The organism is Sediminibacterium sp. GW821-FHT12F12, from assembly GCF_058806635.1.
Map to the genome: position 1 here is coordinate 1 of NZ_JBXAPW010000010.1, position 10,989 is coordinate 10,989.

At 38.7% G+C, this 10,989-nt stretch carries 11 protein-coding genes; all 11 read left to right on the forward strand.

The features are described 5' to 3' along the window. Positions 1–103: 103 nt before the first annotated feature. The 11 genes from AC1RNB_RS13670 to AC1RNB_RS13720 all read left to right on the forward strand — a co-directional run bounded on the left by AC1RNB_RS13670 (position 104) and on the right by AC1RNB_RS13720 (position 10,940). Entirely contained in the window at positions 104–463 is a 360-nt protein-coding gene (locus tag AC1RNB_RS13670; RefSeq protein WP_493083653.1) for a heavy metal-binding domain-containing protein, read from the forward strand. A gap of 25 nt (positions 464–488) precedes the next feature. After that, positions 489–1,493 (forward strand): DUF8832 domain-containing protein, encoded by a 1,005-nt coding sequence (locus AC1RNB_RS13675; protein ID WP_305267448.1) that lies wholly within the window; start codon positions 489–491, stop codon positions 1,491–1,493. A 24-nt stretch (positions 1,494–1,517) separates the two neighbouring features. Further along, complete coding sequence (locus AC1RNB_RS13680; protein WP_305267449.1) at positions 1,518–1,961, forward strand: hypothetical protein; 444 nt, start codon at positions 1,518–1,520, stop codon at positions 1,959–1,961. Positions 1,962–2,025: 64 nt separating this feature from the next. Further along, on the forward strand, positions 2,026–2,547 hold the full coding sequence (locus AC1RNB_RS13685; RefSeq protein WP_493083655.1) for a YybH family protein: 522 nt from the start codon (positions 2,026–2,028) through the stop codon (positions 2,545–2,547). A gap of 7 nt (positions 2,548–2,554) precedes the next feature. Then, positions 2,555–3,493: a DUF2231 domain-containing protein gene (locus tag AC1RNB_RS13690; RefSeq protein ID WP_305267451.1), complete on the forward strand. Its 939-nt coding sequence runs from the start codon at positions 2,555–2,557 to the stop codon at positions 3,491–3,493. A gap of 11 nt (positions 3,494–3,504) precedes the next feature. Then, a complete protein-coding gene (locus AC1RNB_RS13695; RefSeq protein ID WP_493083657.1) occupies positions 3,505–5,796 on the forward strand; it encodes a multicopper oxidase domain-containing protein in 2,292 nt (763 codons plus the stop codon). A gap of 217 nt (positions 5,797–6,013) precedes the next feature. Further along, positions 6,014–6,340 carry a DUF305 domain-containing protein gene (locus tag AC1RNB_RS13700; protein ID WP_305267453.1) on the forward strand — a complete coding sequence of 109 codons (327 nt, stop codon included), beginning with the start codon at positions 6,014–6,016 and terminating at the stop codon, positions 6,338–6,340. A 67-nt stretch (positions 6,341–6,407) separates the two neighbouring features. Then, on the forward strand, positions 6,408–8,723 hold the full coding sequence (locus tag AC1RNB_RS13705) for a copper-translocating P-type ATPase (protein ID WP_305267454.1): 2,316 nt from the start codon (positions 6,408–6,410) through the stop codon (positions 8,721–8,723). 53 nt (positions 8,724–8,776) lie between these two features. After that, positions 8,777–9,694, forward strand: a complete 918-nt coding sequence (locus AC1RNB_RS13710) for a hypothetical protein (RefSeq protein WP_305267455.1) — start codon at positions 8,777–8,779, stop codon at positions 9,692–9,694. 58 nt (positions 9,695–9,752) lie between these two features. Next, positions 9,753–10,196: an MgtC/SapB family protein gene (locus AC1RNB_RS13715; RefSeq protein WP_305267457.1), complete on the forward strand. Its 444-nt coding sequence runs from the start codon at positions 9,753–9,755 to the stop codon at positions 10,194–10,196. A 3-nt stretch (positions 10,197–10,199) separates the two neighbouring features. Next, entirely contained in the window at positions 10,200–10,940 is a 741-nt protein-coding gene (locus AC1RNB_RS13720) for a DUF4136 domain-containing protein (protein WP_493083660.1), read from the forward strand. Positions 10,941–10,989 lie beyond the last annotated feature (49 nt).

Consider the following 10,989-nt stretch of genomic DNA (forward strand, 5'->3'; position numbering starts at 1 on the left):
GAATCAGCTATCAGTTACATCTTTTTAGCGATGATGTGTCTAATGGTAAAAAATATTAATTAACTCAAACAGCTTCTTAATAATCAAAAAAAATAAAACAACAATGAAACCTTTTAAAATTGTTCTTTCAATGGCAATCGCAGTATTGTCTTTTACTGCTGTAAATGCTCAATCCGCAAAAGCAAAAGCTGACAGTGTGGCCGCAGATACTGTCGTTTACCAATGTCCTATGAAATGCGAAGGAAGCAAAACCTACGACAAGGCAGGCAAATGTCCTAAGTGTGGAATGAATTTAAAGGCGGTGGCAAAACCGGCAGTGGCCGCAGTTTATCAATGCCCGATGAAATGTGAGGGAGATAAAACATACGATAAGGCAGGCAAATGCCCTAAGTGTAACATGAACCTTGCAAAAGTAGAAACCAAAAAAGATGCACCAGGCCACACAGGACATAGCCATAAATAATTTTCAAACGATAAAAAACAGATACATGAAAAAAAGATTTAAAATTTCACTTGCAGTAATAGTTATTAGTGCCTCTGCATTTTTTGCGGCTTGCAATAACACCAGCGGAGATGCAAAAACTTCGGATAAGGATACCAATAAAACAGAAATGGCGCATGAAGGTGGCGACCACATATATGCCTGTCCAATGCACCCAGAGGTAACGGGCAAAGAAGGTGATACATGCCCCAAATGTGGCATGAAGCTGGAACACAACGATAATGCAGGCGGCCCCAGCAATGTAACTATGCAGTTTACGGCTACACCAGCATCCCCAAAAGCAAATGAAGAAGTTACTTTATCAATGACTCCCAAATTAAAAGATAAGCCAACCGAACAGGTGCCTTTGGATGTGGAGCATACCAAAAAAATTCATTTGATTGTAGTAAGCGAAGACTTAAGCTGGTTCAACCATATTCATCCTGAACTAAATGCGGATGGATCTTATACAGTTAAGGAAAAGTTTCCCTTCCCTGGCAAGTACACTTTGTTTGCAGATTATAAGCCAAGCGGTGCAAATCATACGGTAGATAATTTGAATGTAACTGTAGCGGGTACAGTGCCTGCTGCAAAAACTTATGGGGCAGATAAATTAACAGGTGCAGGTGGTGATGGATTTTCTGTTTCACTTTCTCCGGAAGGTGGAAAGTTTTTAACCAATATGCCCATGCACATTAATGGCGTAATGATGCTGAATGGTAAAGAAGTAGATGTAAATACGCTGGAAGATTACCTCGGTGCAAAAGCACACATGGTAGTAGTGAGTCTTGCTGATAAAAAGTATTTACATGTACACCCAAGTGTGGAAGGTGGCAAGTTTGATTTACATACCACTTTTGATAAGCCGGGTGTTTACCGTGGCTGGATTCAATATCAATCAAAAGGGAAAGTATATACCAGCGATTTCGTTTTCAATGTAACAGAGGGCACAGCCGCTAACATGAAAGGCATGAAGCATGATAGTATGGATATGAAAGAAATGAAACATTAATTTTTAAACATAAAAACAAACAAAATGAAAGCATTAAAATTAAAAACAATTGTTGCAGTATGTGCAATGATGCTATTAGGCGTTACTTCAACCTTTTCGCAAAAGAATCCACATAATGTAGGTGTTGCAGGTAAAGGCCCACATGGCGGCACCGTACAGGAAGCTGACCCAAACCATGCAGAAATATTGTTGAAGGATGGTATGCTGCAATTCTTTGTGCTGGATGGTGATGCAAAGCCATTGGCCAACAAAGGGATAACCGGTACAGTATTGCTGCAGTTTGCAGACGGCACTTCTAAAACCGTAGCCTTGATGCCAATGGGTACGGAAGGTTTTATGGCGGATGATGCCAAGGCAACTACATTTTCCAATGCTATTGCCACATTTAAGGTAAACGGCAAATCAGTGTCGGCAAAGTTTAAAAATAAAGCTGGAAAACCTGCGGACGGTCATGACCACAAACATTAATTATTTGATGAGAACACAGGTTACTTATTACTTACCTGTGTTCTCATTAACCAAAACGAATAAAATGAAAAATATATTAAGCGCTTTAGCGGTTTGTTTAATAGCGCTTTCTTCGTTTGCACAAAGTAAAGAAGCAGGCACAGAAAGAGAAGCAATAAAGCAATTCGTTACAAAAGATGATAACTTACCGGTATCACCAAAAGCCAAAGACGAAGAGGCTGTAAAGTTGGTGTTAAAACAATACAACAACGCCGTTGAAAAATTAGATGTTAATGGAACAGAAAAACTATTTACTGCTGATTCTAAGATTTATGAATCAGGTGGCAGCGAAGGAAACTATGCCCACTATTTGGAACATCATCTTGCCCCTGAATTGAAAGAATTCAAATCCTTTACTTTCAACAATTATAAAGTGGAAGTCATGGTTGATGGCAATTATGCTTTTACTACAGAAACCTATAACTATACAATAATAATCGCTAAAGATAATATAGAAGCAAAAAGAAAAGGAGTAGCTACTTCGGTATTAAAGAAAATAAAAGGTGAATGGAAAATTATGATTACACATAGTTCATCAAGAAAATAAAATATAGATGTTTAAAGATTTTTCTTCCCTGCATCCCCTGGCTGTACACTTTCCAATAGTGCTGATACTGCTTGCTGTTGCATTTCAGGCGGTGCTGGTAATAAAGGACTGGAAACAAATCCGCTGGGCTACATTTTTCATTATGGCAGCCGCATTTATTTCGGCACTGGCCGCCAGTACCATTCTACATGCAGAGCCTTCTGCCGATGCACCCAACGCTGCTATGGAGATGTTTGAGGCCCATGAAAAATATGCAGCATACACGCTGTGGATGTCGGGCATTACGCTGTTGCTTAAAAGTATTGGTATTTTTTTTAAAATATTCAGGCGGATGTATGATATCCTCGTACTCATTGCCGCAATCATTGCTGCTGTTTTTCTATCCATCGCAGGGCATCATGGGGCAAGGCTCACACATGTTGCCGGTGTTGGCCCCATGGGAAAATATTTAATGAAAGAACATGGTATGGGCGGGGGAGATATGGAAATGACTGGCGACAGCACCATGAAAATGAATGATAAAATGCCGGGAATGGATACTATGCAAAATATGAAAGGCATGGATAGTATGAAAAATATGAATGAGATTAAGAATATGCCGGGCATGATGGATACCATGAAGAACATGAACGGGATGAAAGATATGAACAACATGAAAAATATGAAAGACATGAAGGGCATGAAGAGCATGAAAAAAATGAATGTGATGAAGGATATGGACAATATGAAAGACATGAAAAATATGCCAGGTATGGATACGATGAAAAATATGAAGGGAATGGACAACATGAAAGATATGAAGGATATGCCGGGTATGGATACGATGAAGAACATGAAGGGAATGGATATGCCCGGTATGAATATGAAAACTAATTCAATGGATACTATCCGTTTTCCTGATAATAACCCTGCACAAAAAAAATCAAAGAAGCCGGCCAAACAATAAATCAGACCAAGATGAAAAAGCTATTTCCCTTTTTATTGTTTCTTCCTTTTTGCAGTATGGCGCAAAGCGATCCATCCATTCAAATGGATATGGGTAAAAATGCGGTGGCGTCCAAAACAGCTTCCTACAATTTTCCTTTACACCCTTCACCTGTAAAAGCAGGAGTTGCTTACACGGGGAAAAAAGTGGAATATGATTTATATGTAACCGACACGATGGTAAACTTTACCGGTAAACACCGCCATGCCATTGCTATCAATGGACAAATACCGGCGCCTATTCTTGAATTTACTGAGGGAGATACTGCCATCATCCATGTGCACAATCAAATGAAAATGGAGACCTCCATTCACTGGCATGGTATATTATTACCCAATAAAGAAGATGGTGTTCCCTATTTAACTACATCACCAGTAAAAGCAGGTGAAACTTATACATTTACTTTCCCATTAATTCAAAGCGGCACTTACTGGTATCACTCTCACACCATGCTGCAGGAGCAAAGTGGGTTGTATGGTTCTATTGTAATACATCCTGCCATTGAGGAGCCAAAATTGAAAGAATATGTAGTGCTGCTGTCGGACTGGACAGATGAAAATCCCCACCAGGTATTGCGTTACCTGAAACGTGGCGGCGAATGGTATGCCATTAAAAAAGGCGCATTGCAAAGTTATGGTGAGGCCATTGCAGCAGGCTATTTTAAAGATAAACTTAAACAGGAATGGCAGCGTATGCCTGCCATGGATGTATCAGATGTTTATTATAATAAATTTTTATTGAACGGGCATGAAACAAATGAGTTGAAAGATGCAAAGCCCGGCGAAGTGATAAGGTTGCGTATTATTAATGGTTCAGCATCCACTTATTTTAATGTGCAATATGCCAACAGTTATATGCGGCTGATTGCTGCAGATGGAATAAACGTAACACCCATATCGGTTACTAAATTGGAGATTGCCATCGCAGAAACCTATGATGTTTTGGTTACTATTCCAGAAAATGGCGCAGCAGAACTAAGGGCTACTTCCTGGGATGTAACTGGTTATTCATCTGCCTATTTTGGTAATGGTCCCGCAATAAACGCACCCGATATTCCTAAACTCAATTATTTTAAAATGATGAGGGAAATGGGCAGTATGAATATGAGTGGTATGAACATGGGCGACATGAATATGCACCAGGGAATGGACATGAAGAATACAGATATGAAAAAAATGCAAATGCCATCCGACACAGCAGCCCCTAAAATGGATATGAATACGGGCAATATGGATGGCATGAACATGGGAGCAATGCAGGGAATGGCTATGGACATGATGCCACCAGGTGAATTTAATTATAATATGCTCCGGGCTTTGCACCCCACAACTTTAGATTCCAGTTTAAAACCAAGAGAAGTTAAATTATCGCTAACCGGTAATATGCTGCGGTACGTATGGTCTTTCGACTTTAAAACTTTATCTGTTGCCGATAAAATCCATATCCGTAAGGGTGAAAGGGTAAGATTTATTTTAACCAACAATACCATGATGCGGCATCCCATGCACCTGCACGGCCACTTTTTCCGCTTTATTAATTCCCAGGGAGCGTATTCACCCATGAAACATACATTCGATATCAAACCTATGGAAACAGTTACCATCGAGTTTGAAGCAAACGAGCAGCAGGACTGGTTTTTTCATTGCCATATTTTATATCACATGATGAGTGGTATGGCCCGTATTGTAAGTTATGAAGGCAGTGAGCAAAACGAATTTGCAAAAACCGGCTACAAAAAATTAAAGAAAGAAGACAATGCGCTTTATCCCTGGTACGATTTATCGGTGCACTCACAGGGAGCATGGTTATCGGGCAATATATCCAACAATAAAAATGCTTTGGAATTTGAAGGAAGAGTTAGCTGGAAAGGTAATTATGAAACAGAAACACATTTACTCCGGTACATTGATAAAAAACAATACCTGGCCTTTTATGTTGGATTCGATTCAAGAGATAATAAAACATTAGCACTTTATAATAAGCCAAACAGCAAGGACAACCGTCATGTATTTGATGCAGGCTTTTACTATTTGCTGCCTATGTTGGTTCGTTCGGAATGGCGGATAGACCAAACAGGAAGATTGCGTTTGCAATTAGAAAGAAGGGATTTACCACTGAGCAATAATTTTTTCATGGACTTTAGGGTAAATACCGATAAAGAATATACAGTTGGCTTCCGGTATATGGTAGCAAAATCTTTTTCTGTCAGTACCAATTACGACAGTGATTATAAATGGGGTGCAGGGTTAACATGGCATTATTGATTGTATTATTTGAACCGAAATAAAATAGAATCTATTTTTTCACCTAAAAAATAATAATATGGAAATGCATAAAATGGAAAACATGCCAATGGCACACAAATCTCAATATTCAAAATTAATCTGGATGACAGTTATCTCCTATATCGCCATGTTTATATTGATGTAATCAATGGTTGATAAGTTTGCCAATGTTATTATCAATGTTAACCAATTTTACATGGCAGCGCTTATGACGGCTCCTATGATAATAATTGAAATGATAATTATGGGTGGCATGTACATGAATAAAAAACTAAACCTGATTATTATTTCAATAAGCGCTGTGGTGCTTGTAGCCTGCTTCTTTTTTATAAGGGTGCAAACGGCAGTATCTGACAGGCAATTTTTAAAATCAATGATACCACACCATGCTGCGGCTTTGTTAATGGTGAATGGTGCAAAAATTAACGACCCCGAAATAAGGAAACTTGCCGATGATATTATTTCATCACAGCAAAAGGAAATTGATTTTATGAAGGCCAAACTAAAAGAGATGGAAAAATAGAAACGGAATAGTAAAGAGGATCAAAATCAGAACTGCCGTAAGTATTAAAAAACGCAATTTATTAAATATGGAACATCAACATCATAGCAACACCAGTGAGACAGGTACAATGTACACCTGTCCAATGCATCCGGAAATAATTCAGGATAAGCCGGGCAATTGTCCCAAGTGTGGAATGAACCTGGTTCCTGTAAAAACTCAAACGGGTTTAGCGGCCTCAGGTAATCAATTTATTGATAATAAGCAGCCGGTTGGTCATGAAGGTCATCATCATAACGAAGCGGTAAAAGCCGATTCAAATAAAGGCCCGCAGGATTTTCAAAAATATACCTGTCCCATGCACCCACACATTCTGAGGGATACGCCGGGTAAATGTCCGTTATGTGGTATGACATTAGAGCCGGTTGTAACTGCAGGTGCTGATAATGTTCCTGGAAAACATAATAAGCACAGTGGTATGATTGCAGATTTTCGCAAAAGATTTTATACCGTTTTGGTGCTAACTATTCCTATCATGCTGCTATCAGAAATGATACAGCATTGGCTGAATATTCATATTAGTTTCCCGGGTTCAAAATATGTATTGCTGGTATTATCCTCTTTTGTTTTCTTTTATGGCGGGTGGCCGTTTTTAAAAGGATTGGTAGATGAAGCCAAAGCAAAGAATCCCGGCATGATGTTTCTGATTGGTTTTGCCATAACAGTTGCTTATGCCTATAGCGTAGCCATTGTGTTTGGCTTGCAGGGTATGGATTTCTTTTGGGAACTGGCAACACTGATACTCATCATGCTCCTGGGTCATTGGATAGAAATGAAATCAGTAGCAGGAGCTTCAAGAGAATTGGAATTACTGGTACAGCTAATGCCTTCAGAGGCCCACAAAGTAAATGGGCTTATGACGATTGATGTAAAAACTGACACCCTGAAAGAAGGCGATTTAATTTTAATAAAACCCGGAGAAAAAGTTGCAGCCGATGGAATAATTGATGATGGTGAAACATACCTGAATGAAAGTATGCTTACTGGTGAAAGTAAACCGGTGCAAAGAATAAAAGGAGAGAAAGTAATTGCGGGTTCTATCAACGGAAATGGAGCCATTAAAGTCATTGTGTCGCATGGTGCAAAGGACTCTTATTTATCGCAGGTAATAAAACTGGTACAGGATGCACAGAACTCCAAATCAAATACACAACTACTGGCAGATAAAGCAGCAAAATGGTTAACTGTTATTGCGATTGTGGCAGGTATATCAACCTTTTTATATTGGTACTTAACAGGACAGTCTCTGGCATTTGCTATGGAGCGGATGGTTACGGTAATAGTTATCTGCTGCCCCCACGCTTTGGGCCTTGCTGTACCGTTAGTAGTTGCCAAATCAACTGCACTTGCTGCAAAAAGCGGATTGCTGATTAAGAACCGGACAGCCTTTGAAAATGCAAGAAAAATAACCACGATTGTATTTGATAAAACAGGAACACTGACGGTGGGTAAGTTTCAGGTAATAAGATATGTAACGCACAGTGTAACCTACACAAAGGAACAGGTACTGCAATATGCTGCTGCGCTGGAACAAAACTCAGAGCATCCCATTGCAACGGGTATAACTGCTAAGGCAAAAGAATTAAACATGACCTTACCGGAAGTAAAAGGCTTTGAAGCCATTACCGGAAAAGGAATTACCGGAATCATTGACAGTAAAGATGTAATGGTAGTGAGCCCCGGCTATTTAAAAGAAAAATTTACATTTCTTACAAAAGATGATACAGTAAAAGCAGAGGAAACACTGGTATTTGTATTAGTCGATGAGGATATAGCAGGTTCAATTGCACTTGCTGATGAGATCCGCCCCGAATCTTTTGATGCTATAAAAACATTGCGTCAAAATAAAATCAAGACCACCCTGCTCACTGGTGATAATGCAGTTGTTGCAAAAGGAGTAAGTGAGCGGTTAGGCATGGATGGTTTTATTGCAGAAGTGTTACCCCATCAAAAATTAGAGAAGATAAAAGAACTGCAAAGCAAAGGAGAGTTTGTTGCCATGACAGGTGATGGAGTAAACGATGCACCGGCTTTGGCAATAGCAGATGTAGGGATTGCTGTTGGCAGCGGCAGCGATATTGCTGCTGAAACAGCGGGAATAGTTTTGGTAAACAGTAACCCTAAAGATGTAGTGAACCTCATTTTATTTGGCAAAGCCACTTACCGGAAAATGATACAGAATTTAATTTGGGCAACGGGGTATAATGTAATTGCATTGCCTTTGGCAGCAGGGGTTTTATATAGTCAGGGTATTTTATTAAGCCCGGCAGCAGGTGCGGCCTTAATGACGGTGAGCACTGTTGTTGTAGCTATTAACGCAAGCATGTTGAAAGTAAAAAGATAATTTATTCTATTAACGCAGTACAAATAAAAATCAATTTATAAGAACCAGTAAGCATGTTTAAAGGGTTACAAACATATCTGCTCAGGAAGAAACAAATTCTTTGCCCTGTTATTTTTTACGGGTATGGAACTGTTATTCTGTTGGAAGTTGTGGCCATAGTTTTTGTTTTTGCAATCTGGTGGCTTAACCATAATCCATCATTGGAGGGTATGTGGAAAGATTTTCATGGAAGCAATGATATTATAGGAACATTTTGCGAAAGGCTGCAATTGGACAAACCAGTAAGGCAACCTGTTAATACATTCAGCAGCATATTTTATTTAATGGCAGCAATAATTATTTTTAAAAAAACATGGCTGGAAAAGAAGAACAACCGCAATTACAGTTTTAATAAAACATCCTTTGTACCGGAAGTGTTTTTTGGATTTGTCCTTCTGTATGTTTTTTGTGCCAGTTCCTTTTATCATGCTTCGTTGATAAAACCTGCCCTTAAACTTGACTACTCAGCCGTATATTTTTTTTCGCTTTTTCCGGCAATGTTTTTTTCCTGGCGGCGGTCGCTTATCAGCAACGGCAGGCAGTTACGCATTTCAAATAAAGCGTTAACAATTGTATTTCATTCAATTTATATCATCATAGCAATTTTACTCTCCTTTTATACACCAAAGGGTAAGGAGCATATTGTAATTTTTATAAACATTTTAATATTTTTTTCATTTTCAGCAGCAACAGCATTTGCTAAACCAAAAAAAAATAATGTGAACTACCTGCTTTTAAGTATGGTTTGCATTGTTGTTGCCCTTGTTTGGTTTGAGTTAGACAAATACAGGATTCTGTGCAATCCTGACAGCTATTTTCAACCACATAGTTTTTGGAATTTATTTATTGCATTGTCGGGATTTTATTTTTATGTGTATATGCGGAACGAAGGCATGAAGCCGGCGACTCCAATTAAAATGCACTCAGTATAAAAACAAAACTATAAACACAGCAAAAGGAGAATTTAATACAGTTTGAAACTAATTTATCATGGACATAAGCACTGAACTTACTTTACTGCCCCGTTTGCTGATTGCCACCGTACTGGGCGGAATCATCGGGTATGAACGGGAAATACATGGGAGGGCAGCAGGCATCAGAACATACGCCGCTGTTTCTTTGGGCGCAGCCATGTTTACCATTATCAATGCACATGTACCCAACTTATCCGACCATACAAGAATCGTTTCAAATATTGTAACCGGAATAGGCTTTTTAGGCGCTGGTATTATTTTCCGGGATGCTGGAAATGGATTGATAACCGGGCTTACAACCGCTGCAACACTATGGGCTACCGCAGCCGTAGGTGTGGCCGCTGGTTTTGGTATGTACGTTATCAGCACGTTCAGCACAGTAATACTTTTTCTATTGCTATACCTGAATAACGCTCCTTTTATTAAACGGCTAAAAAATAAGAATAAACCGTTTAAATAGCTTGTGGCACTTATAATAGCGAATATAATCGCAATTGACAAACAGAATTTATTAACGAGAATATTTTGTAAACATCTTAAAGAAAATATTATGAACCAGAAAATTATTATCCCACTAATGTTGCTGTTATTTACAGCAGCAGGGTGCAGTACTGCTTATAATCTTACTTATGCAGACTACGATAAAAGTATTGAATTCGCTAAGTATAAAACATTCTCTTGGATTCCGCACCAGGATAATGACAATACGCCTTACCACAATCAGATTATTTTTAATAATGCTATCAATTATTTTTCGCATGAACTGGCAGCAAGAAGCATGACAGTTGATAACGACAATCCTGATTTATTATTTGAGCTAAAAGTAACGGAAAGTAAAAAAAGCAAAACTGAACAGGTTCGCTCAACAGTCCCAACCTATAACTATAATAATTCTTTCCAATACCGGGCTATTTCACCCCATAATCCTTATTACAATGTTAACCCAAGGGCATATTACTATAACAGGCCATTGAATTATAACTACAATAATTATACTTACGGATATACCACCAAAACAGTGGAGTACACCCGGGGCAGTATAACATTGAATGTAATAGACAGGAAACAAAATAGATTTATTTATACGGCCACTGTAGAAGCGGACTTATATGACCCTGCTACTTTACAAAATGAACTGCATCCGGCGGTACATACACTTTTAGAAGATTACCCGGTAAAACCTCCTTCTAAAAAAAGAAAATAGAATAAAGTAATAACAATCACTTACTAAAATAAGTACAACGGATCGGCTG

What these genes read in the sequence shown, in the direction of transcription:
- AC1RNB_RS13705 (WP_305267454.1), top strand. Translation starts at nt 6,408, where the DNA reads ATGGAACATCAACATCATAGCAACACCAGTGAGACAGGTACAATGTAC.
- AC1RNB_RS13690 (WP_305267451.1), top strand. Translation starts at nt 2,555, where the DNA reads ATGTTTAAAGATTTTTCTTCCCTGCATCCCCTGGCTGTACACTTTCCA.
- AC1RNB_RS13685 (WP_493083655.1), top strand. Translation starts at nt 2,026, where the DNA reads ATGAAAAATATATTAAGCGCTTTAGCGGTTTGTTTAATAGCGCTTTCT.
- AC1RNB_RS13675 (WP_305267448.1), top strand. Translation starts at nt 489, where the DNA reads ATGAAAAAAAGATTTAAAATTTCACTTGCAGTAATAGTTATTAGTGCC.
- AC1RNB_RS13700 (WP_305267453.1), top strand. Translation starts at nt 6,014, where the DNA reads ATGGCAGCGCTTATGACGGCTCCTATGATAATAATTGAAATGATAATT.
- AC1RNB_RS13680 (WP_305267449.1), top strand. Translation starts at nt 1,518, where the DNA reads ATGAAAGCATTAAAATTAAAAACAATTGTTGCAGTATGTGCAATGATG.
- AC1RNB_RS13710 (WP_305267455.1), top strand. Translation starts at nt 8,777, where the DNA reads ATGTTTAAAGGGTTACAAACATATCTGCTCAGGAAGAAACAAATTCTT.
- AC1RNB_RS13670 (WP_493083653.1), top strand. Translation starts at nt 104, where the DNA reads ATGAAACCTTTTAAAATTGTTCTTTCAATGGCAATCGCAGTATTGTCT.
- AC1RNB_RS13695 (WP_493083657.1), top strand. Translation starts at nt 3,505, where the DNA reads ATGAAAAAGCTATTTCCCTTTTTATTGTTTCTTCCTTTTTGCAGTATG.
- AC1RNB_RS13715 (WP_305267457.1), top strand. Translation starts at nt 9,753, where the DNA reads ATGGACATAAGCACTGAACTTACTTTACTGCCCCGTTTGCTGATTGCC.